Source organism: Robiginitalea sp. (genome assembly GCF_049588695.1).
GTDB lineage: Bacteria > Bacteroidota > Bacteroidia > Flavobacteriales > Flavobacteriaceae > Robiginitalea.
In genome coordinates this window covers 1-16056 of sequence record NZ_JBAVZJ010000431.1, presented here as the reverse complement: position 1 = coordinate 16056, position 16056 = coordinate 1, and the positions used below count along the sequence as shown (strand labels likewise).

Below are 16056 nucleotides of genomic sequence, written 5' to 3'. Positions count from 1 at the left end.
TTCCAATTCCTCCCGTTCCTCCCCAGACCGTTCCATTCCGTTTAAAACGTCGTTCTGGCGGTCCAGCTCTCGTTCCTCAACTTCAGCATCATCAAAAAGCCTTAGTCTGAATTCCCGACTCCTTCTCGTCTTTCCCCCCCTGTTCCCGTCGTTATCAGTTACCTCAAATACAACGGAATACGCTCCTGTTTGCTGAATTTCCAACCCGCTAGGAAACGTATAGTAAAAAGTATGTAACGCCGTTTTCGGCAGGGGGATTTCGATTTCCTGACGCTCCTCTTCCGAATTTGTAGGAAAAGCAATCATCCTCAATCGCTTTAATCCGTGATCATCAGAAACAGTCCCTTCAAAAAAAGCCAGGTTCACATTTGTCGTATCCTGTGCCATCTTAACCTTAATTCCCGGTGGCTCATCGCGGACCACATCAATCTTATACTCCAGTTTGTCGTACTCCGGTATGCCTTCGTTTGAGGCGCTGACGGTATACGGCAATGGATTGAAAACCCTCCGGGAAAATCCGGTTTCGCTATCGTTCACGGGGCTAATAAGCACCGTGTCGGGATCTGTATATACCACGTTATCGGCGTGGATTGTCCCTAATTTCCATTCCACCCGGGTTCCTTCGGGGACTGTGGCATTTCCAGTCGCCTGAACCGATTTATCTGTAAGCCCGAGGTATTTCGGATAGGCCAAACGCATCTCAAAGCGGTCAATAACGGGCACAGGAAGTACCTCCAGCGTGTAAGGCCTCGAGGTGACTTCAGATGCTTCAAAATAAAAGTCTACGGTTTTCAAAGGCGGTCGGAAGGCGTATTCAAAAAAATCTCCGTTGCGCTCCATGATGATAACACTTCCCTCCAGTATCAGCTGTACCTGGTCGGGCTGTACAGTGCCCGGAGTCCGCACTCTTAACTCAAAGACCTGGTCTTCCCGTGCTTCAAGTGAAGGTGTGAGGAGTTCAAAACTGAAGGGCGCCGGGGCCTCATAAGCCATTTCGTAGTTTACTACCCTTTGGTATGAATTTAAAAATCCCAGGCCATTCCCGGTAAGCCAGATCACCCCGCCAACAATCAACGGGATTACCGCGTACTTTGAAAAGCGGTAGGCCTCCTTCATTTTTACCGCACGTTGAAAAGGGACACGGGCCAGTTCCCTGGACCGTTGTTCTATACTGGCCAACAATAGTTCAGACCGATCCGTGTTCTCAGAGAGTTCAAGCAGGTTGAACAATTTATCGCTGACCTCGGGAAAATGAGTTCCGATAAGTTTTGAACCCTCCTTATAGCTCAGGCCTTTCCGCAGTCTGAAAAGCTGTAAAAGCGGTGCCATGATATACCTAAAAAAGAGAAAGCCCTCCAGCACAACCCCGGCCCATAACATGAGGCTACGGGACCGGGAATTTAACCACAAAAAGTATTCCAGGCCACCAATGGCTAATAATATCAGGCCACCCATGCATAGGAACAAAAAGACGCCCTTCAAAAGTCGCCTTTTGTAATACCGGGAAGTAAAGCCCTCCAGTTTCTCCAGGATGAGGTCGTAACTCTCCAATTTTTATATCTTTAATACCAAGATAGTACGATGCCTTGAATTCCGGGGCCAAAAACATGTTAAAGCTAAAATGAATTCGCTGAAATACCTGGCTGCGTTTACCATTCCACTCTCTGCTTATATCGGGATAGGCCTGGGCGGTCACTGGAGTTTTACAACCCCGGTCTACGCCTTTTTGGTCATACCAATCTTAGAAATCGCCCTGGCCCAGGACTCCAGAAACCTCCCCGGGGATTCCAGGGAGTCCACGCGTATAAACCCGATCTACGATTTAATGCTTTACGCCAACATTCCCATCGTGTTTTTCCTAATCTGGATCGTCGGCACCAAAGTTTCAGCCGGGAATATGGAGTCTTTTGAATATTGGGGTTTTGCCCTCTCATTGGGTATTGTTCTGGGAACAAACGGCATCAATGTGGCCCACGAACTGGGTCACAGGCAATCCACTCCCGAACGTTTTTTGGGTAAGCTACTCTTACTCCCCAGCTTTTATATGCACTTTTACATCGAGCACAACTACGGCCATCATCTGAATGCCGCAACCCCTGAAGATCCGGCTACTGCGCGCTATAACCAATCGGTATATTCATTTTGGTTTACCTCGGTAACCAGGCAGTATACCAGCGCCTGGCGCATTCAAAAAGCGCTTTTAAATAAGAGCGGACGATCTTTTCTTTCAATTCACAATGACATGTTCTGGTATTCATTCCTTCAAATAGCCTATCTGGCCGTGCTCTACCTGCTTTTCGGGGGATTCACAACCCTTTTTCTGTGGCTTTGCGGAATTATTGGTTTTATATTGCTCGAAACAGTCAATTATATTGAACACTATGGGCTCCTTCGCCATAAAATGCCTTCAGGTCGCTATGAGCGTGTTCGGGAAGTACACTCCTGGAACAGCAATCACGTAATCGGCAGAATCGTGTTATACGAACTGACCCGGCACAGTGATCACCATTATAAATCTTCAAAAAAATACCAACTGTTGGATTATCATGACAGCGCCCCCGATATGCCCTTCGGCTATCCTACCTCCATGGTCCTTTCACTTATTCCCCCGCTCTGGTTTCACATTATGAATCCGCGTATTCCCGGGGAAATGAAACCTACTTAAGTTCCCGTTGCCAATTGAAGCCGGGTGTCTATCTTTGTGGCTTATTCCACTGCTATGAAAAACAAGGTACGGGTTAGGTTTGCCCCCAGTCCTACGGGTCCGCTCCATATCGGAGGGGTCCGCACAGCTCTTTACAACTACTTATTCGCCCGGAAACACGGAGGAGACTTTGTCCTTAGGATAGAAGATACAGACCAAAGCCGTTTTGTGCCCGGGGCAGAACAATATATCACCGAAGCCCTGGACTGGCTCGGAATACCCCCTGATGAAAGCCCGAAAAAACCCGGCAAGTTCGGGCCTTACCGACAAAGCGAGCGGCAGGACGTGTATAAAGAGCACATAGATCGCCTAACAGACAACGGATGGGCCTACTACGCCTTTGATTCTGAACAGGAATTGACTGAGCTGCGTCAAGCGCATGAGAAAGACGGAGAAACCTTTATATATAACTGGCAAAATCGGACTCACTTAAATAATTCCCTTACGTTGTCGGCAGACGAGGTAGCGGGCCTGATCAATAAGGGAACGCCCTATGTAATCCGCTTTAAGTGGCCTCTGGATACTGTGGTCCAATTCGACGATCTTATTCGGGGCCGGATTCAGATCAACGCCAACACCCTGGACGATAAGGTGCTGTTTAAGAGCGATGGAATGCCAACCTACCACCTGGCCAATATTGTGGATGATCATCAGATGGAAATTACCCATGTGATTCGGGGAGAAGAATGGTTGCCTTCCCTCGCCTTACACTGCCAGTTGTATAAGGCTTTTGGGTGGGAGGCTCCAGTATTCGCCCATCTCCCCCTCATTTTAAAACCCGTCGGAAAAGGTAAGCTCAGCAAGCGCGATGGCGAGAAGCTGGGATTTCCCATTTTTCCACTTCAATGGAAGGAAAGCCCCGGATACCGGGAAGCGGGTTACTTTCCAGAGGCTGTTATAAACTTTCTCGCCCTCCTGGGATGGAACCCGGGAACAGAGCAGGAATTGTTTTCGCTGGAAGAATTAATGGGGGCTTTTGACCTAAACCGCGTCCAAAAATCCGGTGCACGGTTTGATCCGGATAAAAACGTCTGGTTCAACCACCAGTACCTGCAGCTCAAGCCCCTTGGCGAACTCGTCAGCCTTTTTCGGAAGGTACTGTCGGAGCGGGGAATCCCCGAAAAGGACTATTCAGACGGGCACCTGGCTTCCGTAGTTTCGCTTATCCGCGAACGCGCCTCTTTTATCCATGAATTCTGGGATCTGGGATCTTACTTCTTTAAGGCACCCGAGGGGTTTGATGAAAAAGCAGTCAGAAAGCAATGGAAATCGGAAACACCCAAGCGAATATCGGACCTGGCCGATGTTATTGAGGCCGCGGAATCTTTCACCGCTCAGGCCGCAGAGCGTATTGTCAAGACATGGATCACCGATAATAACCTCGGGTTTGGACAGGTCATGCCCCCGCTCAGGCTTTCCATCGTCGGCGCCATGAAGGGCCCGCAGCTTTTCGAGATCATGGAGTTGATCGGGCAGGAGGAAACCGTTTCCCGTATGCGCTTTGCCGTTACCAATATTAAGGCCAAGTCCTGACCTGTAACAAATTTCACAGGGTAACGACTAACTATTTGTTTAGGACTTTGTACCTTTCTTTAAAACCTTCAACATCTTTCTTATGGGAAATATTTTTATCTGGCTTCCTGTTATCGTTTTGGGAGCCGTGTTTATGCTCGGTGTGTTTTTTGTGGTTAAGCAACAAACCGCCGTGGCAGTCGAGCGATTCGGGCGTTTTCAAAGTATACGGCACTCGGGGCTGCAGTTGAAGATTCCACTAGTGGACCGTATCGCAGGCCGGTTGAGTCTTAAGATCCAACAACTCGATGTCATCGTGGAGACCAAAACCCTGGATGATGTCTTTGTAAAACTGAAAATCTCGGTTCAGTATGTCGTGATCCGTGAGAAGGTATACGAAGCCTTTTATAAACTTGAATATCCGCACGAGCAGATTACTTCATACGTATTTGATGTGGTACGGGCGGAAGTTCCTAAAATGAAGCTCGATGACGTCTTCGTCAAAAAGGACGATATCGCCATCGCGGTCAAAGCGGAGTTGCAGGATGCCATGCTCGACTATGGATATGATATTATTAAAACCCTGGTAACGGATATCGATCCGGACGCCCAGGTCAAGGCAGCCATGAATCGGATCAATGCCGCGGAACGCGAAAAAATTGCCGCTCAGTTCGAAGGGGATGCGGCCCGTATCCTGATGGTGGAAAAAGCCAAAGCGGAGGCAGAAAGCAAACGCCTTCAGGGGCAGGGTATCGCCGATCAGCGGAGGGAAATCGCCCGTGGCCTGGAAGAATCTGTGGAGGTTCTCAATAAAGTGGGGATAAACTCACAGGAAGCCTCTGCCCTTATTGTGGTAACTCAACATTACGACACCTTACAATCCATAGGTGAGGAGACCAATACCAATCTTATTTTGCTGCCCAATTCACCACATGCAGCTACCGATATGTTAAACAATATGGTCGCCTCCTTTTCGGCCAGTAACCAGATCGGGGAAGCCATGAAACATCAAAATTCCAAGAAAAGTCCTAAGGATCAATAATTACAGAGCCCAATGGGCCCCACGCTTACCTTCTGAATCGCCGAAGTACGAATCCGATAAGCGTGGAAATAACAAATTTTTTCAACATTCCCGAGCCCAGAATTGAAAGGATTTCAGGGGGTTGAAGCTCCTCTTTGATGCTGGAAATATTTCCTTTTACCTGCTCCTGGGCAATCTGCCTTCGCAGGTCCAGAATTTTAAGGTCCTTGTCAACCTCATCAAAATTAAGGTAGGTCTTTCTCATTACTTGTCTTCAAAGTAGTGTTCAGAAAATTTCCGGAGTACAGGTGATTCCAGTTTATGCCGCAGGGCATAACCGACCAGTCCCAACAGGACATATACGCCACCCACAATCCAGAAACCATCTGCCAGGTTGCCCAGGTGGTTGCCAATAACCATAGAAGCTGCAACTGAAAGGAAAAAAACAGCCAACATCACGAAGGTGCCCAGAAAAAGTACCACAGTCAGGGCAATGATGGCCCTCATTACAAACTTAAAGGTCTTTAACTTGTAATACTCGGCCGAACTTTCAACATACTCCTTAGCGGCCTGTTGAGAATCCGTCAGGTCGCTCTTTAATTCCTCAAATGCCATTCCTATTTCTGGAGTTGGGCGTTCTTCTTGCGCAATTCCTCGAGTTTGGCTTCCAGGCCTGCAATAATATCATCTGCCTGGTAACTCATCTTGGAAATGGTATCTTCCAATTTTTTGTCAAATTCCAGTTTCTGCTTTTGGGCGGATGTGCTGATCTCGTCCCTGGCCTTAGCCACCTCCCCTAAAAGTTCATCTGAAGTTTCCCGGGCCTTATCCTTAATCCGTTGCCGTGTTTTACCCCCTTCATCCGGAGCATAAAGGATTCCGGCGCCTGCCCCAAGAGCAGCACCCACAAGCAATGCCAATAAAACTGATCCACTATCACTAGCCATAATATCTATTTGTAAAATTAATACACATCTTAACTCCTATTCATCAGGAGGGTATGAAAGATACTGAAAAACTGTGGTAACACCCAAAAAAACCGAGAATTGCTCAACGATTCGGGACCCGGACTCACGCTTTTGCCTAGGACTTCTCTTCCATTTTTGCCCAGGTATCGCGAAGTGTCACCGTTCTGTTGAAGATCAATTGCCCCGGACTACTCGTCTTATCGACGCAGAAATATCCAAGACGCTGGAATTGATATCGTGCTCCGGGAGCAGCCGTTCGGAGTCCGGGCTCGAGTTTACCCTGTACTATTGTAAGGGAGTCTGGATTTATAAACTCAATAAAATCTCGATCGGTATGTTGATCGGGGGTGGGGTCTGTGAAGAGTCGGTCATAGAGTCGAACCTCAGCATCTACAGCATGTGAACAGGAGACCCAGTGCAGTGTGCCCTTTACTTTTCTCAGGCTTTCAGGGGTTCCGCTCCCACTTTTGCTTTTGGGGTCGTAGGTACATATAATTTCCAAAATATTCCCCTCGGTATCCTTCCTGACCTCCTCTGCACGAATGATATATGCATTTTTCAGGCGTACTTCGCCTCCCAGTTTCAATCTAAAAAACTTACGATTGGCTGTTTCACGAAAGTCATCCCTTTCAATATAGAATTCTTTTGAAAATGGGATTTTCCTGAAACCCGCATCCGGATTTTCAGGGTTGTTTTCAGCTTCAAGCCATTCCTCTGTATCCGCCTCATAGTTCCTGAGGATAACTTTTACCGGATCCAGGACGGCCATGACCCTGGGTGCTATCCTATTCAGGTCTTCCCGCATGTGGAAATCCAACAAAGCGACGTCTACAACATTTTCGCGCTTGGCAATCCCGATAGTATCCGCAAAATTTCGCAAAGCCTCAGGCGTACACCCCTTTCTTCTGAGTCCTGAGATTGTAGGCATTCTTGGGTCGTCCCACCCTTGGACAACCCCGTGTTGGACGAGTTCAAGCAACTTTCGCTTACTTACAACCGTATGACTCAGGTTGCGGCGGGCGAATTCCCGCTGTTTGGGGCGTACAAGGTCAGGTGAAACTACCTGGTCCAGGAACCAGTTGTAGAGTTCCCGATGCGGTGCGAATTCAAGGGTACAAAGGCTGTGCGACACCTGCTCAATATAGTCGCTCTCCCCGTGTGTCCAGTCGTAAAGGGGATAAATACACCAATCGGTATTTGTGCGATGGTGTGCCCTGTGCAAGATGCGGTACATCACTGGGTCCCGCATGAGCATATTGGGGGAGGCCATATCGATTTTTGCCCTGAGCACATGTGAGCCTTCCTCAAATTCGCCTTCCTTCATTCTCCGAAACAAATCTAAATTCTCAGCTATCGGCCGATCCCTGAAGGGACTATTTATCCCCGCCTCTGTAGGCGTGCCCTTTTGGGCAGCAATCTTATCGGACGGCTGACTCTCCACATATGCTTTTCCGCCCTTAATGAGCTGAATCGCCCAATCGTAGAGCTGTTGGAAATAATCTGATGCATAACACTCTCTATCCCATTGGAAACCAAGCCACTTCACATCTTCTTTTATGGCCTCCACAAATTCCTGTTCCTCCTTGGCAGGATTGGTGTCGTCGAATCTGAGATTTACCGGGGCATCGTAACGCAGGCCCAGGCCAAAATTCAAACAAATAGAACTTGCGTGCCCTATGTGCAGATAACCATTGGGTTCAGGAGGAAACCTAAAACGCAATTGTTTTTTGGAAAAGCCAGCTTCAAGGTCCTCTTCGACTATGTGCTCTATAAAATTCAGGGATTTCTCCTTTTCAGCCATTATTCAAGTATTGTGCCCGTAAAGGTAGAAAAATGCCTTTCAACGATAAAGCAAAACCTTTTAACCCTGCAAATCCCCGGTTTCACAACAGAAACCCTCCCCCCGACAACATTAAATTCCCTAAGGACACCTGAAAAACCATATTTGTTATACATACTGCGGGTTAAGAGGGGCTGTTCGGCGGCTCAGCAAAGTAAAAAACGACGTCGACACTATCCTCCTTTCACTTGTAGGGCAATTAATTATTAACACAACCAAACACCAGTCTTATGCCAAGAAAAATACTTCTAGCCACGGCCCTACTGTGTGGTATGCTGGGAATCCATAGCGGATACTCCCAGGTGTTGAATGCCCCACAAGCCGCACCCAATCAAACGCCACCTGCCGGATCCACCATCTGGAGCGCCGCATGTGCTTCACCATCCTTTAATGACTATTGGGTTGAATTTACATGGGGACCTCCCCTTGTCGGTGCGACGAATGAATTCATTTTAGAGCTTTCAGACGCCACCGGAGACTTCAGCTCACCCGTTGAACTTGCCCGGGACGGTACCAAAAACACCACGTTCGACTTCTATTTCCAGTTTCAATTGCCTGAAACAACGAGAGGAGAAGGATATCGGATGCGCGTACGCAGCACAAGCCCGGCAGCCACCAGTCCGGTTTCTGTAGCTTATCCGATGTATTACCTTGATGTCAACACAGCTCTGACAATACGACCTCAGGGCCAACCAGATTTTGGCGACGGCACGGCCCAGGTGTGCAATGGAAGTTCAATCACCCTGGAAGTGTACGGGTTGCCAAACGCAAATACCTATCAGTACAATTGGTACAGAAGCGGAACCCCTTTATCTGAAAACGGGTCCTCTATTACGGTTGATCAGGGAGGGATGTACAACGTAGAAATCGATTACGGATCGTGTTCCGGTTCAGGGAACACCCTTTCCAACCTTATAGACATCACCACCGGTTCAGACCTGGGCATAGCCATTAACCCGCCATCATCGACTGCATTGTGTTCGGGAGAAACGACTTTGCTAGAAGCTAATATAACAGGGCTCGGCCTTACCTACACCTGGTTTAAGGACGGGACTGCCGTTACTGCCCCTGCAGTAGATGCCTCGAATTTTTTGGTTGACGCCAGTGTTCCAGGTTTTGAAGGGGACTATGAGGTCGAGGTTTATGGTCCAGGGGCGTGTTTGGAGCGTTCGCCCGCTGTTTCAATAACGAATTCCGGGGATTTTACAGTCTCCAGAGATAACCCTGCCAGTGTTGTTGTCCTTCCGGGGCTAAACTCGACACTGAGTGTCTCATCAACCGCCTCCGCTGTAACGTACCAGTGGTTTAAAGATGGAGTTTCTATCCCGGGGGAAACGGCCACTTCACTTACCGTTTCAGATACAGATACCGGAGTTTACTTTGCACGCGTGAGCCTGACCGGGGGAAGCTGTGCAAGTACGACCAAAGATTCAGAAAGCACCACAGTAACCACACCTGCCGACCTGGAGATGGACATTGTCTTCAATGCGGCCTATAGCCCATGCGCGAATACAAATACAGTGCTTGAAGTAGGGGTAATCCGAGCTGTTGATTCAGGAGGGAGCACCACCGATGTGACTTCTGATTTGTTAAGCGCAATGAGTTTTCAATGGCTGTTGGACGGGAATCCCATTCCCGGGGCTACTGCTTCCAGCATAAGCCTGACAGATGCCTCAGAAAACGGAGTGTATTCCCTCGAGGGCAGCCTCGCCGGGTTCACCCCTATATCCAATACGCTGGAGGTGTTGCTCAGATCTTCTGAAACGCTCGCCATTACAAGTAGCGACCTGACCGTCTGTGGTCCTTCAGAACCGGTAACACTGAGCACATCCGCCGACCTCAGCGGCGAAACCTATGATTGGTATCGCGATGGTGTGGCGCTCAACGAGAGTACCCCTGCAATTGATGTAGGGCTCCCTGGTTCCTACGAGTTAATCATAGAGCGAAATGGATGTCCGCTGACCTCTAATGTGATCAATCTGAATCCTTTGAATCCGGACTTGATCAACCTCTCTCCCGGGGATGAGGTTCAGTTTCCGGAAGGTACATCAGAAACGGTGACTGCCTCAGGAGGCGACAGCTATCTCTGGTATGATGAAAACAATAATGAAATAGGTAATTCAGCCAGTATTACGCTTACCCTGGAAGGGGAGTACCTGGTTATAGCTTCCATAGGAAATTGTCAGGTGATGAAAACCCTCACGGCTACCTATCTCGACACCTTTAAAGTACCTAATGTGATTTCGGTCAACGGCGATGGCATCAATGAACAGTGGATCCTGCCCAATTACTATTCGGGTAAATCCGACGTGATTGTCACCATTTACAATGAACAGGGAGAAGAGGTTCTCAATGTGAATAATTATCAAAACAACTGGCCCGCTTCCTCCTCGGCATTCACCCGACAGAATATGATTTTCTATTATCGGATACGAAATGCAGAGAAGGTTCTGAAACAGGGTACGATTACCGTTATCAGATAGATAAATAAGATGAAAAACAGATTGTTACTCTTATTGGCGCTCATAGCCCTTATCCCTTTTAGCGGGTATGGGCAGGAGGATAATCCCTTTATCGTGTACGATGTGCCAGCTCAGAACTTGTTGAAATTCAACAGGTTCCTCATCAACCCCACCTTTTCGACAGCCCGGGAGGATAAGTCCTATATCAATCTGCTTCACAGAAACCAATCAGTATCTTTTGATGACAACAACCAAAGCTATTTCCTGAGCTACAGTGGACGAATCGGCGATCGATCTGGGGCCGGCCTTAGTGTCTATACCCAAAGAGCAGGTACTTTGAGCAATTACGGAATCCTCGCCAATTACGCCTACGGTATAAAACTCAGCGATAAAAGTAATTTTACTTTTGGGGCCAACCTGTCCTATTACAATAGTGGGTTTGACGAAAGCCGTGCGAACCCAATAGAATTTGATCCCTTCCTGAGCGGATTTCAGGACAGCTCCCTGCTCACGTTTCAACCTGGATTCAACATCTCTTATGACGCTTTTGACTTCGGGGTTTACGCTGAAAATCTTTTCGATTATAACCTGAAAACCAGCGAGTCCCTTACAAGTTTCAGCGAAAAAACCTTTTCGACCCATTTACAATATACCCATCAGTTTGGTTCAAACAGGGGTATCCTTGAAGGGGGACGACTGATGCCTTTGGCGCGTGTCAGAAGGGTGGGGGAGGAAGACCTTGTACTCGGAGGTAATTTGATCCTCGACTTACCAAAAATTGGGTGGCTCCAGGGAGGTTACGATAGTTTTTACGGCGCCTCTGCCGGAGTCGGGTTCAATTTAAACCAACGACTCTCTATCGGTTATACCATGGAGAAGGGGCTTTCCAACAATTTTGACAATTTCGGACTTACCCACGAAATCTCCGTTGCCTTCTCCTTCACCCCCAACCTCACAGAAGACCGGGTGATGCTGGAAGACGATTATGAGGAGCTTGTACAAAATGAAGATCCTGAATCTGCAGCTGAAAAGAACGAAGCTGAAGAGACCACAGAAATTGCCGAATTGAGGAAAAGACTGGCTGAAAACGACGCCATTCTGGCAGAGCTTATGTTCCGGCAAGACTCCATGGAGCAATCCAGGGAAAAGGAGCTTGAAACTCGATTTGAACGTGTCATGCGAATGGTGCGTCAGGAAACCGACGGAAACCGCCCGGATCTGGAGGAGAAAGCCGAATCTCTTTACTATAAGAACAATGACCCCCGGTTTTTAGCCGGGCAATCCAACCAGGCGAAAGATGCTGTGGCTGCCGAGGTTACCGCTCGAGAGTCTACGCGAACTACAGCGGCTTCCGGGCAGGGATCATCGCCCGCGGCTATAGCCCAGGCCACTTCCCCCCGTCCTGCTGAGATCGCTCGGCGCAACCCTGCCAAAACCCAACCTGAAAAAGCCCCGGTATCCGAGAGCCCTGTCAAACAACGAAAGTTCCGAAATCTTCCCGGGGTGATGGATGGCTACTATATCGTCGCCAACGTCTACAGCGGCACAAAATACATGGACAAATTCATGGAGGATATGAAAGCCCGGGGGTTTGATCCGGAATTCATAGACAATAAAGAGAATGGCCTCAAATACGTATACCTGAAGCGATTTAGCAATTGGTCCGGTGCCGAAAATGCCGCTCTGTCTGGCTTTGATGGCAATTACGAAGGAACACTTTGGGTGATGAATGTGGCCAACCGCTACACCAACGAGGCATATGCGGAGAATTCTGCTAAAATAGAAGAAAAAGCCAGGGCCTACGATAATGATGTGTTGCAAAAAAATGTCATCAATCGCGACCAGCTTAGTACGGTGAATACCGCCGAGAAAGAACTTGCGGTTTATGGAGCGGGTACGGAGTACTATATCATTGCCAATGTATTCTCCAAACCAAATAATGCCAATCGGTTTGTTCGATTTCTGAATTCAAAAGGGATGAACGCCAGTTATTTCATCAACCCGGAAAACAACTATTACTACGTCTACCTCAAGCGACATGAAAACTGGAATAGTGCCCTGATTTCTTATTACTCAAAACTAAATGACAGTTACGACGAGAAAATGTGGATTATGCGCGTACGTCCCGGTCAGCTAACTTAAGCCTTAATTAACTGTGATACAGAAATTTACAATAAAAAATATACTGTTTGTTATCCTGTTCTTTTACGGCTTTGCAAGCCTAATAGCACAGGAAGCCGTGCCTTTTACCCCACGTCTCGATGGAGGTAATATCGAGGTGCGCGGAGACATCCTTTTCGTGGGAAATAACATTCTCAACCGGGCCTCCCAGTCAAACCCTGAAGAAGCCAACACTCCATATAACGGCACCCAAAACAACAATTCCCTATGGATGGAGTACATCGATATCGATGGAGATCCCTCTACATTTAGTTCGAGTAGTGCAGAATTATCCGTTCCGGATGCGGACTGTTCCCTGGTGCGGTACGCCGGGCTCTATTGGGCATCAACCTACCCGAATGAACGCAGCACAAACGGTTCCGCTCCTTTTGATGGTACCCCCAGGCTCGAAGATTGGAATGAGATAAAATTTCGTTTACCCGGCGGGTCTTATGTCGATCTTGTGGCGGATAATAATCCGGATCCCGTCGGAGAAGAAGACGATATCATCTTTGATGGATATAACCCTGGGAACATTAATAATTCTTTTAAGGATTCCCCTGTCATTTGTTATAAGAATGTCACCAACCTGGTACAGGCTCAGGCTAATCCCAACGGGGAGTACACTGTTGCCAACATACGGGCTACCAAAGGAAGGCGTAGGGGTTCCAGCTCCGCGGGATGGGTGTTGGTCATTATCTATGAAAACCCCAATGAAACCGGAAAATTCATCTCCACATTTGACGGCTATGCCGGCGTTCAAGGCAGTGTGCCTGCCGTGGACGTAAACGTAAACGGGTTTAGAACCCTGCCCCCGGGATTCCCGGTACGCGCACGGATCGGGGTGGCAGCGCTGGAAGGAGATAGAGGAATTAACAATGACCGCTTCCGAATCCGGGCCAATTCCGTTGGAAGTTTCACCGACCTGACTACGGGGCTTAACCCTGCCAACAACTTCTTTAACTCCACGATATCCACCAACGGGGCACAGGTACCCACCCGAACCCCCTACGGAACAAATACCCTGGGCCTGGACCTGGATGTTTTTGACCTTGACAATCCTTTCAACTCCGTCATCCCAAATGACGAAACCGGGGCAACCCTGCAATTCACCTCATCAGGCGATGGCTATGGTTCGTTCCTGGCCACATTTATGGTTGAAATCATCGAGCCTGACATCGCCCTTGAAAAGCGAGTGGAAGACATTGCCGGAAATGACATCACCGGCCTTGGTGTTAATCTGGGCCAGACCATTGAATATATACTTCGGTTTCAGAATGTAGGAAATGACGATGCCACCAGCTATACGATTCGGGATGTGTTGCCTCAAAACGTAACCCTTGACGAAACCTTTTTGAGTCTTCCGCCAGGGGTAACGTACACCTATGATGCCGCATTACGCGAAGTGACCTTCATAATTCCAGACAACCTTGTCGAAGAAAACGATCCGGCCTATGACATCCGCATGCGGGTGCGTGTGGCCGAAAACTGTTTTGATTTTGTAAATGCGTGTTCTGATGAAATTCAGAATCAGGCTTATTCCACCTATCGCGGGGCCCTGAACAGTGCCGAAATTACAGATGATCCAAGTGTTTCGGATTTCGACAATTGTGGCTTTGCGACTCCGGGCGCCACAAACTTTCTTTTGGACGATTTGGCGGCTTGCGACTTTAACCGCACTGTGGAACTCTGTGGAAACGATGTACTGCTCATTGCAGGCACCGGATTTGATGATTATATATGGTACGCAGACAACAATGGGGACGGACTGATCGATGCCGGAGACACCCTCCTCAACGACGGAGATCCAGACGGTGACCCGGGAACCTTGAGGGTGACAGATGTAGGGAGCTATATCGTCGACAAAATCGTAGCTGATCCCTGTAAAGGATTTCAGGAAATCATCAGTGTTGTATTGCCCGGGGTAACCCAAATCAACCCTATCGCCGAGCTAATAAATGACCCGACGAACACCGTAGAGGGAGAAATTGCAATATGTCCGAATGACGGAGAGCCCCTGCCCAAAGTTTTCCTTTGCGGGGTAAATGACAGTGAGCTGATAGAGATCAACATCCCGGATGCCACCAGTATTCAATGGGAACGCCTGGATGAATCCAGCTGTATGGACGCCGGGGATGATTGTGCGAACAAAAACTCGGCCTGTACCTGGAATACCGTGGACACAGGGTTTGATTTTATGGCCTCTGATTCCGGCAAGTACCGGGTCGTGGTAAACTACCAGAACGGGTGTTTCACCAGGTTCTATTTTGATGTTTTCCAAAACCTCTTAGACCCCCAACATACGGTACGCGACATTGTTTGTGCCTCTCCCGGAAATATTACGGTAACCAACGTCCCGGCGAACTACGAATTCCAATTATTGGACGCTACAAACGGTAATATCCTTGTTCCATATTCCACTGGCAATGGCCCGAGCTTTGATATTGCTTCGAATGGCGCCTACACCGTTGAATTCCGGCAACTAGGGGTTGTCGGGGGTTGTATATTCCGCATTGAAGACATCGGGGTTCGCCAACGGGATTTCCAGGTGGATGTCACAGTGCAGAATATTGACTGTAATGGCCTCGGCGGTATCAACATCTCGGTGCTGGATGTCAATCCTCAATACTACTATGAAATATCACAGGGTGGTACAATAGTAGACACCTTCGGGCCTTCTAACGACAATAATTTCACGTTCTTCAATATCAGCGGTGGTGTATACGACGTCAATGTCACTACAGACGATGGGTGTATATACACCGAGCAAGTAGAGGTTCTGGACACTTCTGACCTGGAACTGACAGCCCGGGTTTCACAGAACATCACCTGTAAAGAAGGAAACATTCTTATGGAGTCGGTTGGGGGGAAAACCCCGCACACCTACGCCATCTATGAGTTTGTGGACGAATCCGGAAACACCCAGATATCCTACCCCACGCCACAGGATATTCCCGCTTCTGAATTTCAGACGAGTGTGATTTTTGACGTATGGGATCCCGGAACCTACACCTTTGTGGTTGTTGACCGAAACAATTGTTTTGATCTCTCGAATTCAGTCGTAATATATTTTGAGCCTCCTGTAGAATTCGCCCCCACGACGGTTATTGACGAACAGTGTTTTGGAGATTCCAGCGGGACCATTCAGTTTAATGTCATTGATCGAAACGGATACCAGCTCACCTACTTCCTGATAGACGAGAACGGGGTTGAAATAGACACAAATACTTCAGGAGTTTTTGCTTCGCTGCCCCAGGGGGATTATACGGTTCGCCTCAATTTCCGGAAAGGAAGTGCTTCCTGTGAATACTTTGAATATTATACGATCTCGGGGCCTGCAAACGCGCTGACTTTTGACGCTAACATCTTACAGGATTACAGCTGTATAC

At 48.2% G+C, this 16056-nt stretch carries 9 protein-coding genes and 2 pseudogenes; 6 read left to right on the top strand and 5 right to left on the bottom strand.

What is annotated here, in order from left to right:
- Positions 1-1551, bottom strand: a pseudogene (locus WBV75_RS10300) (hypothetical protein); the annotation flags it as partial.
- Between the two features lie 70 nt (positions 1552-1621).
- Here WBV75_RS10300 and WBV75_RS10295 point away from each other — a divergent pair.
- The 3 genes from WBV75_RS10295 (at position 1622) to WBV75_RS10285 (ending at position 5258) form a co-directional block, all read left to right on the top strand.
- Complete coding sequence (locus tag WBV75_RS10295) at positions 1622-2665, top strand: alkane 1-monooxygenase (RefSeq protein WP_424120527.1); 1044 nt, start codon at positions 1622-1624, stop codon at positions 2663-2665.
- Between the two features lie 54 nt (positions 2666-2719).
- Positions 2720-4237 (top strand): glutamate--tRNA ligase, encoded by a 1518-nt coding sequence (gene gltX, locus WBV75_RS10290; protein ID WP_424120526.1) that lies wholly within the window; start codon positions 2720-2722, stop codon positions 4235-4237.
- 133 nt (positions 4238-4370) lie between these two features.
- A complete protein-coding gene (locus WBV75_RS10285) occupies positions 4371-5258 on the top strand; it encodes an SPFH domain-containing protein (protein WP_424120528.1) in 888 nt (295 codons plus the stop codon).
- 25 nt (positions 5259-5283) lie between these two features.
- Here the strand turns inward: WBV75_RS10285 and WBV75_RS10280 are convergent, their stop codons facing one another.
- From WBV75_RS10280 to WBV75_RS10265, 4 genes are all read right to left on the bottom strand, one after another.
- Positions 5284-5502, bottom strand: a complete 219-nt coding sequence (locus tag WBV75_RS10280; protein WP_424120525.1) for a DUF6327 family protein — start codon at positions 5500-5502, stop codon at positions 5284-5286.
- Positions 5502-5852 carry a hypothetical protein gene (locus WBV75_RS10275; protein WP_424120524.1) on the bottom strand — a complete coding sequence of 117 codons (351 nt, stop codon included), beginning with the start codon at positions 5850-5852 and terminating at the stop codon, positions 5502-5504. The genes WBV75_RS10280 and WBV75_RS10275 overlap by 1 nt, the downstream gene beginning before the upstream one ends.
- Before the next feature lie 2 nt (positions 5853-5854).
- The gene (locus WBV75_RS10270; protein WP_424120523.1) at positions 5855-6184 is read right to left on the bottom strand and encodes a YtxH domain-containing protein; all 330 of its coding nucleotides are present in this window, start codon (positions 6182-6184) and stop codon (positions 5855-5857) included.
- A gap of 136 nt (positions 6185-6320) precedes the next feature.
- On the bottom strand, positions 6321-8006 hold the full coding sequence (locus tag WBV75_RS10265) for a glutamine--tRNA ligase/YqeY domain fusion protein (RefSeq protein WP_424120522.1): 1686 nt from the start codon (positions 8004-8006) through the stop codon (positions 6321-6323).
- Positions 8007-8275: 269 nt separating this feature from the next.
- Between WBV75_RS10265 and WBV75_RS10260 the strand changes: the two genes are divergently transcribed.
- The 3 genes and pseudogenes from WBV75_RS10260 to WBV75_RS10250 form a co-directional block, all read left to right on the top strand.
- Complete coding sequence (locus WBV75_RS10260) at positions 8276-10528, top strand: gliding motility-associated C-terminal domain-containing protein (protein WP_424120521.1); 2253 nt, start codon at positions 8276-8278, stop codon at positions 10526-10528.
- Positions 10529-10537: 9 nt separating this feature from the next.
- Entirely contained in the window at positions 10538-12649 is a 2112-nt protein-coding gene (locus WBV75_RS10255; RefSeq protein WP_424120520.1) for a PorP/SprF family type IX secretion system membrane protein, read from the top strand.
- A gap of 13 nt (positions 12650-12662) precedes the next feature.
- A pseudogene (locus tag WBV75_RS10250) lies at positions 12663-16056 on the top strand (hypothetical protein); the annotation flags it as partial.

Bases quoted from the DNA above. Each gene is read 5' to 3' on its own strand.
- WBV75_RS10255 (WP_424120520.1), top strand. From the start codon at position 10,538: ATGAAAAACAGATTGTTACTCTTATTGGCGCTCATAGCCCTTATCCCT.
- WBV75_RS10275 (WP_424120524.1), bottom strand. From the start codon at position 5,852: ATGGCATTTGAGGAATTAAAGAGCGACCTGACGGATTCTCAACAGGCC.
- WBV75_RS10285 (WP_424120528.1), top strand. From the start codon at position 4,371: ATGCTCGGTGTGTTTTTTGTGGTTAAGCAACAAACCGCCGTGGCAGTC.
- WBV75_RS10260 (WP_424120521.1), top strand. From the start codon at position 8,276: ATGCCAAGAAAAATACTTCTAGCCACGGCCCTACTGTGTGGTATGCTG.
- WBV75_RS10295 (WP_424120527.1), top strand. From the start codon at position 1,622: ATGAATTCGCTGAAATACCTGGCTGCGTTTACCATTCCACTCTCTGCT.
- WBV75_RS10270 (WP_424120523.1), bottom strand. From the start codon at position 6,184: ATGGCTAGTGATAGTGGATCAGTTTTATTGGCATTGCTTGTGGGTGCT.
- WBV75_RS10265 (WP_424120522.1), bottom strand. From the start codon at position 8,006: ATGGCTGAAAAGGAGAAATCCCTGAATTTTATAGAGCACATAGTCGAA.
- WBV75_RS10280 (WP_424120525.1), bottom strand. From the start codon at position 5,502: ATGAGAAAGACCTACCTTAATTTTGATGAGGTTGACAAGGACCTTAAA.
- gltX (WP_424120526.1), top strand. From the start codon at position 2,720: ATGAAAAACAAGGTACGGGTTAGGTTTGCCCCCAGTCCTACGGGTCCG.